The sequence below is a fragment of the Ancylobacter polymorphus genome (assembly GCF_022836935.1).
In the GTDB taxonomy this organism is placed as follows: domain Bacteria; phylum Pseudomonadota; class Alphaproteobacteria; order Rhizobiales; family Xanthobacteraceae; genus Ancylobacter; species Ancylobacter polymorphus_A.
On record NZ_CP083239.1, the window covers coordinates 2409722 to 2424211 of the forward strand.

Annotated in this window: 14 protein-coding genes; 8 read left to right on the top strand and 6 right to left on the bottom strand. The window is 69.0% G+C overall.

Annotated elements, in window-relative coordinates; all coding sequences use genetic code 11:
- Positions 1-3: 3 nt before the first annotated feature.
- The 6 genes from K9D25_RS11400 to K9D25_RS11425 form a co-directional block, all read right to left on the bottom strand.
- Positions 4-690 carry an ABC transporter ATP-binding protein gene (locus K9D25_RS11400; protein WP_244375247.1) on the bottom strand — a complete coding sequence of 229 codons (687 nt, stop codon included), beginning with the start codon at positions 688-690 and terminating at the stop codon, positions 4-6.
- Positions 687-1463 (bottom strand): ABC transporter ATP-binding protein, encoded by a 777-nt coding sequence (locus K9D25_RS11405; RefSeq protein ID WP_244375248.1) that lies wholly within the window; start codon positions 1461-1463, stop codon positions 687-689. The genes K9D25_RS11400 and K9D25_RS11405 overlap by 4 nt, the downstream gene beginning before the upstream one ends.
- On the bottom strand, positions 1460-3346 hold the full coding sequence (locus K9D25_RS11410; RefSeq protein WP_244375249.1) for an ABC transporter permease: 1887 nt from the start codon (positions 3344-3346) through the stop codon (positions 1460-1462). The genes K9D25_RS11405 and K9D25_RS11410 overlap by 4 nt, the downstream gene beginning before the upstream one ends.
- Positions 3347-3367: 21 nt before the next feature.
- Positions 3368-4612 carry an ABC transporter substrate-binding protein gene (locus tag K9D25_RS11415; protein ID WP_244375250.1) on the bottom strand — a complete coding sequence of 415 codons (1245 nt, stop codon included), beginning with the start codon at positions 4610-4612 and terminating at the stop codon, positions 3368-3370.
- Positions 4613-4713: 101 nt separating this feature from the next.
- Positions 4714-5628 carry a DMT family transporter gene (locus K9D25_RS11420; protein ID WP_244375251.1) on the bottom strand — a complete coding sequence of 305 codons (915 nt, stop codon included), beginning with the start codon at positions 5626-5628 and terminating at the stop codon, positions 4714-4716.
- 6 nt (positions 5629-5634) lie between these two features.
- Positions 5635-6153: a GNAT family N-acetyltransferase gene (locus K9D25_RS11425; protein ID WP_244375252.1), complete on the bottom strand. Its 519-nt coding sequence runs from the start codon at positions 6151-6153 to the stop codon at positions 5635-5637.
- 200 nt (positions 6154-6353) lie between these two features.
- Here K9D25_RS11425 and K9D25_RS11430 point away from each other — a divergent pair, with 200 nt between their 5' ends.
- The 8 genes from K9D25_RS11430 (at position 6354) to cysK (ending at position 14399) form a co-directional block, all read left to right on the top strand.
- Positions 6354-6833 carry a hypothetical protein gene (locus K9D25_RS11430; protein ID WP_244375253.1) on the top strand — a complete coding sequence of 160 codons (480 nt, stop codon included), beginning with the start codon at positions 6354-6356 and terminating at the stop codon, positions 6831-6833.
- Between the two features lie 146 nt (positions 6834-6979).
- On the top strand, positions 6980-7768 hold the full coding sequence (ubiE, locus tag K9D25_RS11435) for a bifunctional demethylmenaquinone methyltransferase/2-methoxy-6-polyprenyl-1,4-benzoquinol methylase UbiE (protein ID WP_244375254.1): 789 nt from the start codon (positions 6980-6982) through the stop codon (positions 7766-7768).
- A gap of 4 nt (positions 7769-7772) precedes the next feature.
- Positions 7773-9341: a 2-polyprenylphenol 6-hydroxylase gene (ubiB, locus tag K9D25_RS11440; RefSeq protein WP_279613734.1), complete on the top strand. Its 1569-nt coding sequence runs from the start codon at positions 7773-7775 to the stop codon at positions 9339-9341.
- A gap of 107 nt (positions 9342-9448) precedes the next feature.
- Complete coding sequence (locus K9D25_RS11445; RefSeq protein ID WP_244375255.1) at positions 9449-11014, top strand: hypothetical protein; 1566 nt, start codon at positions 9449-9451, stop codon at positions 11012-11014.
- A gap of 130 nt (positions 11015-11144) precedes the next feature.
- Positions 11145-12374, top strand: coding sequence for a bifunctional phosphopantothenoylcysteine decarboxylase/phosphopantothenate--cysteine ligase CoaBC (coaBC, locus tag K9D25_RS11450; protein WP_244375256.1), 1230 nt, complete (start codon positions 11145-11147; stop codon positions 12372-12374).
- Positions 12371-12844, top strand: coding sequence for a dUTP diphosphatase (gene dut / locus K9D25_RS11455; RefSeq protein WP_244375257.1), 474 nt, complete (start codon positions 12371-12373; stop codon positions 12842-12844). Before coaBC ends, dut begins: the two co-directional genes overlap by 4 nt.
- A gap of 9 nt (positions 12845-12853) precedes the next feature.
- Positions 12854-13297 (top strand): RrF2 family transcriptional regulator, encoded by a 444-nt coding sequence (locus K9D25_RS11460; protein ID WP_244375258.1) that lies wholly within the window; start codon positions 12854-12856, stop codon positions 13295-13297.
- Between the two features lie 115 nt (positions 13298-13412).
- Positions 13413-14399 carry a cysteine synthase A gene (gene cysK / locus K9D25_RS11465; RefSeq protein ID WP_244375259.1) on the top strand — a complete coding sequence of 329 codons (987 nt, stop codon included), beginning with the start codon at positions 13413-13415 and terminating at the stop codon, positions 14397-14399.
- The last annotated feature ends 91 nt before the right edge of the window (positions 14400-14490 follow it).

A 14490-nucleotide genomic window follows, 5' to 3' on the forward strand; every position in this document is an offset into this window, starting at 1 on the left:
GGCCTAGGGCGGTGGCGCCGGCGCCGGTCCGCGCAGTTCGCCCTGCTCGATCCGCAGAACCCGGTCGCAGAGCCCGGCGCAGAGGTCCGAATTCTCCTCGCAGATCAGCAGCGACAGGCCGCTCGCCTTCAGCCGCGCCAGCGCCCGGCCCATCTGCTCGACCACGATCGGCGCCACCCCTTCCGAGGGCTCGTCGAGCAGCAGCAGCGCCGGGTTGCCGATCAGCGCGCGGGCCACGGCCAGCATCTGTTGTTCGCCGCCCGACATCTGTCCGCCGCGCCGCTCGCGCATGTCGCCGAGCTGAGGGAACAGCTCGAACACGGCTTCCAGCGTCCACGCGGCGCGGCCGGCGCCGGGCAGAGGCGGGCGGCGGCCCAGGTCGAGATTTTCCCGGACGGTGAGTTCGGTGAAGATGCGGCGATCCTCCGGCACATAGCCGACGCCGAGGCGGGCGATGGCGTGGGTTGGCAGCGCGATAAGGTCGGTGCCGCCGAAGCTCAGCCGGCGCGCCCGCCGCCGGACAAGACCCATGATCGCCTTGAGCGTGGTCGACTTTCCGGCACCGTTGCGCCCGACCAGCGCGACGGCTTCGCCGGGCGCCACTTGGAAGGACAGGTCGAACAGGATCTGAGCCTCGCCATACCAGGCGTCGAGACCCTCGATTTCCAGAATCGGCGGGTCCGACCTCATGGCGCCTCGCTCGACGCGGGCGCGACACCCCCGAGATAGGCGGCGCGCACCGCCGGGTCGTTCCGCACCTCTTCGACCCCGCCATTGGCGATCAGCCGTCCACGCGCCAGCACGACCACGCGGTCGGCATGGCCGAACACCACATCCATGGCGTGCTCAGTGAACAGCACGGCGAGATCCCGCGCCCGGGTGAGGCTGCGCACCAGCGCGATCATCGCCTGCCGCTCGTCGCCCGACATGCCGGCGGTGGGTTCGTCCATCAGTAAGAGGCCGGGGTTGCCGGCCAGCGCCATGGCGAGTTCGAGCCGCTTCACGTCGCCATAGGCGAGGGTGGCGGCGGGGCGTTCGGCCTGCGCGGCCATGCCGGTCTGTTCCAGCAGCGCCAGCGCCTCCTCGCGCGCCATGCGATGTGCCGGCGCCCACAGGCGAAAAACCTGCCCGCGGGCGGCGATCAGCGCCATCTGCACGTTTTCCCGCACCGTCATCGAACCGAAGACGCTGGCGACCTGGAAGGTGCGGCCCACGCCCAGCCGGGCGATACGGCGGGGGGCGAGGCCGGTGATATCGCGGCCCTTGAGCCGCACCTCGCCGGCATCCGGCCGCAGCTGGCCGTTGACGATGTTGAAGCAGGTGGATTTGCCGGCGCCGTTCGGGCCGATCAGCGCCAGCAATTCGCCGGGCGCAATAGTAAAGCTCACCCCGTCCAGCGCTCGCACGCCGCCATAATGCTTTGTCAGCGCTGAGATTTCCAGGACGGGCGTGCCGACACTCATGGCGCGCTCCGCACGCGGCGCAGCCCGCCGGCGAGGCCGGAGGGGAAGGCGAGTACGAGCGCGAGGATGAGCAGGCCGAGCAGGCCGCGCCAATAAGGACTCTCGCGCATCACCATGTCCTGCAGCAGCGTAAGGCCGCCGGCGCCGAGCAGCGGGCCCATCAGGCTGTGCACGCCGCCGAGCAGCACCATCACCAGCCCGTCGATCGAGCGCCCGACCGAGATCGCCTCCGGCGAGATCGACCCCTTGGCGAAGGCGAACAGCCCGCCCGCCGCACCGCACAGCGTGCCGGCCACAGCGAAAGCGAGCCAGCGCACTTTTTCCACCGCGATTCCAGAGGCTTCCGCCCGCAGCCGCGAATCCCGCGCCGCCCGCAAGGCGAGGCCGAGCGGGGCGAAGACGAGGCGGCGGAGAAGCACGAGGCCGAGCACAGTGACCGCCAGCGCGGCGAGATAAAGCCCGTTGGCACTGTCGAAGGGCGGGTCCGGCCACACGCCGAACAGCCCGTTCGAGCCGCCGGTGACCTCTTCCCATTGATGGGCGATCGACCAGACGATCTGGGCGAAGGCGAGGGTGAGCATGGCGAAATACACACCCTCCAGCCGCACGCAGAACCAGCCGAACAGCACGGCGCCGGCAGAAGCGGTAAGGATTCCAACGCCTAAGGCGAGCGGCGTCGACAGCCCGAGCACGGTCGCGGCATAGGCGGTGCCATAGGCGCCCAGGCCGAAATAGGCGGCGTGGCCGAAGGAGGCGAGGCCGCCAGGGCCCATGAGCAGGTGCAGCGAGGCGGCGAACAGCGCCGCGATCACCATGTCGAGCGCCAGCACCGGCGCATAGCTGGACACCAGGCCGAACAGCGGCACGGCGGCGAACAGCACCAGCGCCGCCAGCACGACAAGCCGGCCCCGCTGTCCCAGCGGGGTGAGCGGCGCCTCTATTTCGCTACGCCGGGCGGCGGGGGGCAGCGGCCGGCCGAACAGGCCGTGCGGGCGCACCACCAGCACCACCGCCATGACCAGGAATTCCGCCACCAGGGTCAGCCGCGACATGTTGAAGGTGAAGCCGGCCACCTCCACTACCCCTAGTGCGGTGCACAGCGCTTTCACCTCGGCGACCAGCAGGGCGGCGAGATAGGCGCCGCGGATCGAACCCAGCCCGCCGATCACCACCACCACGAAGGCGTCGCCCAGAACCGAGAGGTCGAGCGCGAGATTGGCCGGCTCGCGCGCCATCTGCAGCGCGCCGCCGAAGCCGGCGATGCCGGTGCCGAGCGCGAAGACGGCGGTGAACAGCACCGCCTCGTTGATGCCCAGCGCCGCGACCATTTCTCGGTCCTGCGTCGCCGCCCGCACCAGCCGCCCGAAGCGGGTGCGCGTGAGTACGATGTGGAGGACGATGAGGACGATGGGACCGACGAGAGCGAGGAAAATGTCGTAATCCGGCAGCCGCCGGCCGAGGAGCTCGACCGTCCCCGTCAGCCCCGGCGCGCGGGGGCCGAGAATGTCCTCCGGCCCCCACAAAGCGAGGGTGGCGTCGCTGAGGATCAGCAGCAGGGCGAAGGTGGCCAGCAGCTGGTAGAGTTCCGGCGCGGCGTAGATGCGCCGCAGCAGCACCACCTCCACCAGCGCGCCCAGCGCCGCCGTGATCAGCGCGGCGCCGAGGATCGCGCCCCAGAAGCCGAGCGCATCGCCGAACATCTCACCGAGCCGGGGCGCCAGCGTGACCGCAAGGTACAACCCCAGCATGTAGAAGGAGCCATGCGCCATGTTGACGATGCGGGTGACGCCGAAAATGATCGACAGCCCCGCCGCGACGAGGAACAGGCCGGAGGCCGAGGCGAAACCGTTGACCGCCTGGAACAGCAGCGACTCAAACGACATCGCGTCTTCCCGCCCGCCGCGCTAATTCGCCGCCGGGCGCAGGCTCTTCACCTCGGCGTCCGAGGGCAGGACGCTTGCGCCGTCGATATAGACGGGATCGACCATCACCCCGCGCCCGTCCTTCACCGCCAGCGTGCCGACAAAGGCGCCCATCGTCGCCTGATGGTCGCTGGCGCGGTAGGTGAAGGGGCCGAACGGGCCATCCACTTTCAGCCCCTCGAACGCCTCGACCAGCTTCTCGCTGTCGGTGCTGCCCGCCTTGGCGAGGCCGGCGGCGAGCGACTTGATGGTGGCGTAGCCGACGATGGAGCCAAGGCGGGGATAGTCGCCATAGGCGGCGCGATAGGCGTCGAGGAACGCCTGATGTTCGGGAATGGTGATGGCGTACCAGGGATAGCCGGTGACGATCCAGCCCATCGGCGCCTCTTCCTTCAGCGGGTCGAGATATTCCGGCTCGCCCGACAGCAGGCTGACGACGAAGGTGCCGTCCAGCGCCTTGCGGGTATTGGCCTCGCGCACGAAGCGGGCGAGATCGGCGGCGAACAGCACGTTGAACACCGCGTCCGGCTTGGCGTCGGCGATGGCCTGCGCCACCGGGCCGGCGTCGATCTTGCCGAGCGGGGTTGCCTGTTCGGCGACGAATTCCACATCCGGCTGCGCTGCCTTCAGCAGCGTCTTGAAGGTCTGCGCGGCGGACTGGCCGTACTCGTAATTGGGATAGACGATGGCCCAGCGCTTGCGGTTGGCCTTCACTGCCTCCGGCATCAGCATCGCCACCTGCATATAGGTGGAGGGGCGCAGGCGGAACGTGTAGCGGTTGCCGTCGGCCCAGGTCAGCTTGTCGCTCAGCGGCTCGGCGGCGAGGAAGAACACCTTGCGCCGCTTGGCCAGCTCCGCCACCGCCAGCCCGACATGGGAGAGGAAAGTGCCGGTGAGGAGGTCCACCTTGTCGCGGGTCAGCAATTCGGTGGCGACGCGCACCGCGTCACCGGGATTGCCGCCATCGTCGCGGGAGATCAGCTCAAGGGGCCGCCCGAGCACGCCGCCGGCGTCGTTCACCTGCTTCAGCGCCAGTTCCATGCCCTTGCGATAGGGGTCGAGAAAGGCGGCCTGCGCCTTGTAGCTGTTGAGTTCGCCGATGCGGATCGGCTCCGCCGCGCCGACCGGCAGCGCCGGCAGCAGCGCGAGGGCGGCGAGGGCGACCAGCGCCGCGCGCCGGCGCAGGAGAGGCGCCGAGAGGAACGGCGCGGCCTTTTGGGGGCGCATCGGAAAACTCCGGGTGGCACGAGGAGGGGAGGGGCGGGCGTGTCGCGGCCTAACCTACCGCCTTGCGGCGCGGGGTCCAGCCCCGCGCCGGGAAGCGCAGCCTACGGACCGACTTCCACTTCGGCCTCCTGCAAATGGCTGCGCCGCGAGGCGATGAGCGCGCCGCCGGCGATCAGCGCGGCGCCGGCGAGCGTGCTGGGGGAGGGGATTTCGCTGAACACCACCAGCCCGATCACCAGCGCCCACAGGAAGGAGGTGTATTCAAACACGCCGAGCTGGCTCGCATCCGCGCGTCCATAGGCCCAGGCCATGCCCAGATGCCCCATTGTGCCGAGCACGCCGATGAGCACGAACAGCCACACCGCATCCCCCGACACCGGCACCCACTGCCAGGCGCCGAGCGGCGACACCAGCAAGCAGGCGAAGCCATTCTGCAGCAGCACGATGGTCGGGATCGGGTCGCGCGCCGCGCGGCTCTTCAGCGTCACCATGGCGAGCGCATAGGTGACCGCCGCCACCAGCGCCGCAAGCACGCCCGGCCCATTGGCGAGGCTGCCGCCCGCGCTCATGTCGAGCTCGTTCCACAGCACCACGAGAACGCCGGCGAAGCCGAGGGCGATGGCGAGCAGGATCGACTTTCCCGGCCGCTCGCCGAGGAACAGCGCGGCGAACAGGGCGATGAACAGCGGTGAGCTGAAGGACAGCGCCAGCGCCACCGCGAGCTGCAGCACGGAGAGCGAGTAGAAGAAGGTCAGCGCGGTGATCGACACCAGCACGGAGCGCCACAGATGCGGGCGCAGCATGGAAGGGCCGGGCAAGGGGGTGCGGCAGGCGAAGAACACCGCCCCCGCCGCCAGCGCGCCGATGGCGTAGCGCAGCATCGCGATCTGGCCGGGGCCATGGGCGACGGCGACATATTTGATCACCCCGTCCATGATCGACAGAAGGCCGATGGCGGCGATGGCCACCAGAGCGGGCCCGTTGAGCACGGCACGTCGAAGGGTTGCCTGCCACATGGAGGTTCAGCCTTCGACCTTCCGGCCGGCCGCGAGCGGCAGGCGGTAGAGATATTCCCAGGTGGCGGAAAGGTCGTGGCACTCGCGCGCCACCCCGTCCCGGGTGAAGCCGCAGCGCTCATAGAAGCGGTGGGCGTCGGTGAAGCGCGTGTCGGTCCATAGCCGGATTTCCGGCGCGCCGGCGGCGTGGGCGGCACTGAGCGCGGTGTCGAACAGGGTGCGGGCGATGCCGCGCCGACGGGCGGTGCGGGCGACATAGACCTTGAAGATCTCCTGCCCGCCGGCCGGCGCATCGGGGTCGCGGGTCGGAGCCAGCGCCATCGAGCCGATGACGCCTTCTGCCGCTTGCGCCACCCAGATGGTGCCGCCGCGTCCGGCGAAATGGCTGGCGATGGCGTCGAGCTCGGGAAATTCGGCGGCGCGGTCGAACACGCAGCCCTCATATTCGGCGAAGGCGGCGGCGATGAGCGCGGCGATGGCATCGCCATCCGCGTCGCTCGCCGGCCGGATCAGGAAATCGGTCACGTCACTCACTCCGGCCCGGCGCGGTCCATTTTCTCGCCGGGAAGGCTGGGAGAGTTCGACGGCGGGGCGCGGGCGGACTATGTTCGGCTCGTCTTCTGGCGTAAAGACCATTCATTATGCCCGATACATGGATCTGAAATGGCGGGCTGGTGCTTAACCGCTGCTATCCGCCTGTTTGGCCTTCCGTTCCGGAGTGCTCGATGAACCTGTCCCGCCCTGTCCTCCGCCTGGCTTCGGCCGCCGCTCTCGCCGCCCTGCTGGCCGGCTGCGCCTCCGCGCCGTCGCCGCAGCCGATCGAGCCGCCGCGCCCGCAGTTCACCTCGCCGATCACGGCGCAGCAGGTGGAAGGCAAATGGGGGCTGGCCGCCTATCACCGGCCGGAGGACGCGGCGCGCACCGAGGCGCAGGCCCGCCAGGGCTGCCGGCAGCCCTATGTCATCAATATCGGCCCGTCGGGCGGGTTCATGATGTATCTCGCCGACGATTCGTCCCCCTCCGAGGTGGTGTCGAAGCAGGTCGGCAACGGCCCGATCTATATCGGCCTGCCGGACGAGCCGCCGGGCGCGCGCTCCGACCGCGAAGTGGTGCGCTTCGACGGGCAGGTTCTGGTGCTCAAATGGCTCGACCCGGAAGTGGCGGGCCGCTACGGCACCATGGTCTATGTCCGCTGCCCGGCGTGAGCGGGCGGGACTGATTCGGAGCAGCCGCGGCTAGCCGCCCGCGCAGGGCTGGGTTGCTCGCGGCTCCCGGCCGGCGGCTTGGAGGCGCGGGGCCTCTCCGCTATGGTCCGGCCCGATTTCGGATCGAACGCGGGAGCCGCGCAGCCATGGCGGGCGACACACACGTGATTGGCGACACACAGCAAGGCGCCGACACGCATTTCGGCTTCCGCACCGTGCCGCTGGACGCCAAGCAGCGCATGGTCGACGAGGTGTTCCACTCGGTGGCGCGCCGCTACGACCTGATGAACGACCTCATGTCGATGGGCCTGCACCGGGTGTGGAAGGACCTGCTGGTCTCCCGCCTGCGCCCGCCGAAGAGCGATCGCGCCTTCCGCCTGCTCGATGTCGCCGGCGGCACGGGCGATGTCTCCTTCCGCACGGTGGAAGCCGGCGGGCCGGGCACAAGCGCGGTCGTCGCCGACATCAATGGCGGCATGCTCGGCGTCGGGCGGGAGCGGGCGCAGGGGCTCGGCCTCGCCGACCGCGTGGAATTCGTCGAGGCCAACGCTGAATCGCTGCCCTTCGCCGACAAGAGCTTCGACGCCGCCACCGTCGCCTTCGGCATCCGCAACGTGCCGCGCATGGACAAGGCGCTTGCCGAGATGCGGCGCGTGCTGAAGCCCGGCGGGCGCTGCTTCGTGCTGGAATTCTCCCGCGTCGACGTGCCGGGGCTGGACGCCATCTATGACGCCTATTCCTTCAAGCTGATCCCCTGCATGGGCAAGCTGGTGACCGGGGACGCCGAGTCCTACCAGTATCTCGTCGAATCGATCCGCAAATTCCCCCCGCCGGAAGCCTTCGCCGACCTGATGCGCGGGGCGGGGTTCCGGCGCGTGGCGTGGCAGCCGTTGACCGGCGGCATTGTCGCGCTGCATTCCGGCGTACGGATCTAGCGCCGTGGCCACTCCTCTCGGCGATTATCTGCGCCTCGCCCGCGCCGGCTTCGTGATGGCGCGCGAGGGCGTCGCCTCGCGCATCGACCCCGGCGTGCGCCCGCCCGGTTCCGAGCCGCTGTTCGCGCTTGCCGGGCTGATCGCGCGGCGGGGGCCCGCCTCCAGCGCCGCCCGGCTCGGCGCCGCGCTGTCGCGGCTCGGCCCGTCCTATGTGAAGCTCGGCCAGTTCCTCGCCACCCGCCCGGATGTGGTCGGCCCGCAGCTCGCCCGCGACCTGGAACTGCTGCAGGACCGCATGCCGCCCTTTCCGCAGGCGGTGGCGGAGGCGACCATCGCCCGCACCTTCGACCGGCCAGTCGCCGAGGTCTACGCCCGGCTCGACCCGCCGCTCGCCGCCGCCTCGATCGCGCAGGTGCATCAGGGCGAGGTGATCGACCCCGACGGCACCGCCCGCCGCGTCGCGGTGAAGGTGCTGCGCCCGGATGTGCAGCGCCGCTTCCGCATCGACCTCTCTTCCTTCTACCGCGCCGCCCGGCTCGGCGAGAGCACCTCGCCGGAGGGCAAGCGGCTGCGGCTGGTGGCGGTGGTGGATACGCTGGCGCGCTCGGTGTCGATGGAGATGGACCTGCGGCTGGAAGCCGCCGCCATGTCCGAACTGGCGCAGAACACCGGCGAAGACGAAGATTTCCGCGTGCCGGCGGTCGACTGGGACCGCACCGGGCGCGAGGTGCTGACCACGCAATGGGTCGACGGCATCAAGCTGAACAATCTGCAGGCGCTGCGCGACGCCGGCCACGACCTGCCGCGCCTCGGCCGGATCGTCATGCAGTCCTTCCTGCGCCACGCGCTGCGCGACGGCTTTTTCCATGCCGACATGCACCCCGGCAATCTGTTCGTCGATGCCGACGGCAAGCTGGTGGCGGTGGATTGCGGCATCATGGGCCGGCTCGGCCACAAGGAGCGGCGCTTCCTCGCGGAAATCCTGTTCGGCTTCATCACCCGCGACTGGCTGCGCACGGCGCAGGTGCATTTCGAGGCCGGCTATGTGCCGCCGCACCATTCGGTGGAGGATTTCGCCCAGGCGATCCGCGCCATTGGCGAGCCGATCTATTCGCGCCGCGCCGACCAGATTTCCATGGCCAGGCTGCTGACCCTGCTGTTCGAGGTCACCGCGCTGTTCGACATGCAGACGCGGCCGGAACTGCTGCTGCTGCAGAAGACCATGGTGGTGGTTGAAGGCGTCGCCCGCAGCCTCGACCCGCAGCTCGACATGTGGAAGACCGCAGAGCCGGTGGTGCGGACCTGGATTGAGCGCAATCTCGGCCCCGCCGGGCGAATCGAGGAAGTGGCGGTCGGCATCGGGGCGGTGGGCCGCTCGCTGCAGACGCTGCCGGAACTCATCGCCCATGGCCAGCGCATCGCCGTGCAGCTCGACGCCGCCACGCGCGACGGGCTCACCCTCTCGCCCGCCAGCACCGAGGCCATCGGCCGGGCGGAGGGGCGGGGCAATCGCTGGGTGGCCGGCGCGCTGTGGGCGATCGCGGCGCTGCTGCTGGCGCAGATGCTGTTCTGAGGGGCGTTTCAGCTCAATTGCGCGTTCCGGCGCATGCAACTTAAGAGTGCGAACCGTGCCATAATGGTGTAATGGTACTCCCTGCAACCTTTGCGGGGAGAAGAACCATGCGTGCCCTCACCATGCTGTGCCTCGCCGGAGCGGTCGGCCTCACCACCGCCGCCGCGCAATATGCCTACAGCCAGTCGTCCTATGTGCCGGCGGCGAAGTTCTGCGCCAATGACACCAGCGCGCCCTGCTCCATCATCCCGGCCTATATCGGGTCCGACAAGATGCTCGCGAACAGCGTTGGCTATAACGGCATCATCGGCGGGCTTCCCACAAGCGCTGCCAGTGATCCGCAGACGCCGTTCGACAACATGTCGTGGCAGAGCTTTGTCGGGCTGAACTGGATGATAAATATGGAATCTGCCCCCGCCGCTGCGGGCCTCGCCGCCGGCGGCGTGCGCGTGTGGCAGAGCTGGCTGAAGGTGAACCAGGTGTTCGGCAATTCGCCGGAGCAGGCCACCTGCGCCAATAAGTCGGGCCTGCCGGTCATTTCCATCGGCAGCGACGGCAATGGCAACCCTTCGCAGAAGAACGACGACTATTACCAGGCCTCCACCGATGTCCCGCTGATCGACATCAACGGCAATTGGACGCTCTATGAGCGGCGGCTGAACTTCATCGAGCTCGCTTATCTCAAAGCTCCCAACGGCAAGCTGGACAACACCCTGACAACTGTCCAGGGTCAGACGAATTTTGTCGCTGCCGGACAGACCGTCGCCTTTCCCGCCGTTTCAACCGCTCCGGTCGGGCTGCACGGCGCCATGGAGCTGAAGATAGCCTGGCGCATTCTTGGGCCGAATGACGACGCAAGCCGCTACATCACCCAGAACGTGCTGCTGGCGGTGGCAAAGGACCTCGTGAACGGCACTCAAGAGATCTGCGCCGAAGTGACGGTCGGCATGGTTGGCATGCACATCATCCAGCGCAATCTCGATTACGCCACGAACAAGAATCTGCTGCCGGAATGGATCTGGTCGACCTTCGAGCATATCGACAATGCTCCGCTGGCGGCGGCCGCCTGCGATCCCAAAGCTCCTCTCTCTTGCAAGACGCTCAACCAGCCTTCCTGCGGCGAGGCGGCACGGGGCGCAGGGATTGGATCCTATTACGTCCCGGTGACGAGCGCCGTTCCGATCGCCACGAATGTGAAGCCCACAGCGTCGTCCAAACTTCCCAGTTTCGCCTGGGACACGAAACAGCCCTATGCCAAAGGCTATGTCCAACCGGCGGGCGTTGGGGAGCGAACCTTCTATCTTGGGCCGCAGGTGGTCAGGTGCTGGCAGATCTATGATCTGACCATGCAGTTGAACGCCCAGTGGCAAACTGCGTTGGCGAACTCGAATTCGGTACTCGCCAATTACCAGCTCGTCGGCACCCAGTGGGGGGCCGGGCTTGAAACGCGCCTTGATCCTTATCCCGCCAATGCCGTGCCCGGCCTGCTCTCCAACGCAACGCTGGAAACCTACATCCAGAACAACACCCAGCCGACCGCCTCTGGCGGCGTCGGTTCCTGCATTGGTTGCCACCGCGCGGCGACGCTGGTGGACAACAAGACCCCGTCCGATTTCAGCTTCCTGCCGAGCCTTGCCGCGGGCACACCGACGCGCTTCAACTTCGCGCAGTAAGGCGCGCTCCCGCCGCCGGTGCCCTCCTGCCGGCGGCGGGCGTTCAGCATGTTCGCGGTTGCCCTTCGGCCGAATCGGCGTTTGGCTGTATGAACGCCCGACCTCCCGCTCCGGGCCTTCGGGAAACGCCATGCTCGCCACCAAGCGCCTTCTGCTCATCATCGGCGGCGGTATCGCCGCCTATAAGAGCCTCGACCTGATCCGCCGGCTGAAGGAACGCGGCGCCTCGGTGCGCGTGGTGATGACATCCGCCGCGCAGCATTTCATCACCCCGCTGGCCGCCGGCGCGCTTTCCCATGACACGGTGTTCACCGAGCTGTTCGACCGCGAGGCGGAGCAGGATGTCGGTCATATCCGCCTCTCGCGCGAGGCGGACCTCATCATCGTCGCCCCCGCCACCGCCGATCTGATGGCGAAGATGGCGCATGGGCTCGCGGATGACCTCGCTTCCGCCGTGCTGCTGGCGAATACCCGCCCGGTGCTGCTCGCCCCGGCGATGAACCCGGCCATGTGGGCGAACCCCGCCACACGGCGCAACGCGGCGCAGCTTGCCGCCGACGGGGTGCGCTTCGTCGGGCCGAATGCCGGCGCCATGGCCGAGCGCGGCGAGGAGGGCGCGGGGCGCATGGCCGAGCCGCTGGAGATCGCCGACGCCGCCGAGGCAATGCTGGAAGGCGACGGCCCGCTCAAGGGGCGGCATGTGCTGGTGACTTCAGGCCCGACGCATGAGCCGATCGACCCGGTGCGCTATATCGCCAACCGCTCCTCCGGCAAGCAGGGCCACGCCATCGCCGCCGCCGCCGCGCAGGCCGGGGCACGGGTGACGCTGGTGAGCGGGCCGGTGAACCTGCCGGACCCCGCCGGCGTCGATGTCCGCCGGGTGGAAAGCGCGCGCGAGATGCTGGCGGCGGTGGAGGCGGCGCTGCCGGCCGATATCGCCATCTTCGCCGCTGCCGTGGCGGACTGGCGCGCCGCGCGTGAGGCCAGCGAGAAGATGAAGAAGGATGGCGGCGCCCTGCCACCGCTGGCGCTGACCGAGAATCCCGACATTCTCGCCACCATCGCGCAGCGGGGGGAGGGGCGCCCGGGCCTCGTCATCGGCTTCGCGGCGGAGACGCAGAATGTGGTGGCGTATGCGCAGGCCAAGCGCGCCCGCAAGGGCTGCGACTGGATCGTCGCCAATGACGTTTCCGCCCAGAGCGGCATTCCCGGCGGGGTGATGGGCGGCGACAGCAACGAAGTCCACCTCATCACCGAGGCCGGGGTGGAGGCGTGGCCGCCGGCCTCCAAGAGCGAGGTTGCCACGCGCCTCATCGCCCGCATCATCGCCGCAACCGGCTCTGAGGAGACCCGCCCGTGAGTCTCGCTGTCACCGTCCGCATCCTCCCCCATGGCGAGGGCCTGCCGCTGCCCGCCTATGCCACGCCAGGCGCGGCCGGGCTCGATTTGATGGCGGCGCTGCCGGAGGGGGAGGCTCTGACGCTCGCCCCGCTCGCCCGCGCGGCGGTGCCGACCGGGCTGGCGCTCGCCCTGCCGGAAGGCTTCGAGGCGCAGGTGCGCCCGCGCTCCGGGCTGGCGCTGAAACAGGGGCTGACGGTGCTGAACGCGCCGGGCACGGTCGATTCCGACTATCGCGGCGAGGTGAAGGTGATCCTGGTCAATCTCGGCACGGAACCGGTGGTGCTGGAGCGCGGGCAGCGCATCGCGCAGATGGTGGTGGCGCCGGTGACGCGCATTCATCTCGTCGAGACCGGTAATTTCGACGAAACAACGCGCGGAGATGGTGGATTTGGCTCGACAGGGCTCGACGGCCGGCAAATATCGCGCTAGCCAAGAGCCATGCCGCGCCTCTCCGATAAAAGCCTTCTCGCCATCGCCGCCGTCGTCGACGTGGCGTTGCACGCCCGTGGCGCGCCGGTGGCGGCCAAGGCGCTCGCCGCGCGGCACGAATTGCCGCCGCGCCATCTGGAGCCGGTGCTGCAGGCCCTCGTCCATGCCGGCGTGCTCAAGGGCGTGCGCGGCCCGCGCGGTGGCTATGAACTCGCCCGCGAGCGCCGACGCATCACCGTGGCCGAAGTGGTCCGCGTGGTCGAGGCGGAAGGCGAGGAGGCGCTGGAAGGCTTCCCGCCCATCGTCCGTGACATCGTCCAGCCGGCGGTGGCCGATGCGGAGCGCGCCTTCGAGACCGCACTGGATGGGGTGACGGTGGAAGACCTCTGCCGCGCCGCCGCGCAGAACACGCTGCGCAAAGGCCTGCCAGAAGGCATAGATTTCACAATTTGATTTCGTTTATTATTTGTTTTCTCGACGTGGCGGCGTGAATATGTTAGCGCTGCCGGCGAAAACAATTCGCCAATGACGGGCCGCGCCTGCGCCGGCCCGCTTGCTGGAGGCACCCATGGCCGAGACCGCTCCCACCACCACCGCCACCACCGCTGACAAGCCGGGCCGCGGGCGGGTTTATTCCTCGATCACCGAGACCATTGGCGACACGCCGCTGGTTCAGCTCAACCGGCTGCCGGCCGAGCGGGGGGTGAAGGCGCGCATTCTCGCCAAGCTCGAATTCTTCAACCCGATCGGCTCGGTCAAGGACCGCATCGGCGTCTCCATGATCGAGGCGCTGGAAGAAGCCGGCGTGATCAAGGCCGGCACCGTGCTGGTCGAGCCGACCTCGGGCAATACCGGCATCGCGCTCGCCTTCGTCGCCGCCGCGCGCGGCTACCGGCTGATCCTCGTCATGCCGGAATCCATGTCGGTGGAGCGCCGCAAGATGCTGGCGCTGCTTGGCGCCGAACTGGTGCTGACCCCGGCGGCGCAGGGCATGCGCGGCGCGGTGGCGCGGGCGGAAGAGCTGGTGAAGGAGCTGCCGGACGCCATCATTCCCCAGCAGTTCCGCAACCCCGCCAACCCGGCCGTCCACCGCCGCACCACAGCGGAAGAGATCTGGAACGACACGGACGGCGCGGTCGATATCGTCATTTCCGGCGTCGGCACCGGCGGCACCATCACCGGCCTCGGCCAGGTGCTCAAGCCGCGCAAGCCCGGCCTGCGCATGGTGGCGGTGGAGCCGGAGGACAGCCCGGTTCTGTCCGGCGGCCAGCCCGGCCCGCACAAGATCCAGGGCATCGGCGCCGGCTTCGTGCCGGACGTGCTCGACCGCTCGGTCATTGACGAGGTGGTGACGGTCGGCAACCAGACCGCCTTCGAGACCGCCCGCGCCATCGCCCGGCTTGAGGGCATCCCGGTCGGCATCTCCTCCGGCGCGGCCATCGCGGCGGCGCTGGAAGTGGGCGCGCGGCCGGAAAACGAGGGCAAGACCATCGTGGTCATCATTCCCTCCTTCGCCGAGCGCTATCTTTCTACCGCCCTGTTCGAAGGACTTTGACCCGCCGCCACGCCTTGGCCTGTATAGGCCGCCGCCGGCCCTTCTAGAGCACACCCGGCTTCGCTAAAGTCGCGGTGATTCGATGCCCCGC

Bases quoted from the DNA above. Each gene is read 5' to 3' on its own strand.
- K9D25_RS11420 (WP_244375251.1), bottom strand. From the start codon at position 5,628: ATGTGGCAGGCAACCCTTCGACGTGCCGTGCTCAACGGGCCCGCTCTG.
- K9D25_RS11415 (WP_244375250.1), bottom strand. From the start codon at position 4,612: ATGCGCCCCCAAAAGGCCGCGCCGTTCCTCTCGGCGCCTCTCCTGCGC.
- K9D25_RS11410 (WP_244375249.1), bottom strand. From the start codon at position 3,346: ATGTCGTTTGAGTCGCTGCTGTTCCAGGCGGTCAACGGTTTCGCCTCG.
- K9D25_RS11430 (WP_244375253.1), top strand. From the start codon at position 6,354: ATGAACCTGTCCCGCCCTGTCCTCCGCCTGGCTTCGGCCGCCGCTCTC.
- coaBC (WP_244375256.1), top strand. From the start codon at position 11,145: ATGCTCGCCACCAAGCGCCTTCTGCTCATCATCGGCGGCGGTATCGCC.
- ubiE (WP_244375254.1), top strand. From the start codon at position 6,980: ATGGCGGGCGACACACACGTGATTGGCGACACACAGCAAGGCGCCGAC.
- K9D25_RS11400 (WP_244375247.1), bottom strand. From the start codon at position 690: ATGAGGTCGGACCCGCCGATTCTGGAAATCGAGGGTCTCGACGCCTGG.
- K9D25_RS11405 (WP_244375248.1), bottom strand. From the start codon at position 1,463: ATGAGTGTCGGCACGCCCGTCCTGGAAATCTCAGCGCTGACAAAGCAT.
- K9D25_RS11445 (WP_244375255.1), top strand. From the start codon at position 9,449: ATGCGTGCCCTCACCATGCTGTGCCTCGCCGGAGCGGTCGGCCTCACC.
- K9D25_RS11460 (WP_244375258.1), top strand. From the start codon at position 12,854: ATGCCGCGCCTCTCCGATAAAAGCCTTCTCGCCATCGCCGCCGTCGTC.
- cysK (WP_244375259.1), top strand. From the start codon at position 13,413: ATGGCCGAGACCGCTCCCACCACCACCGCCACCACCGCTGACAAGCCG.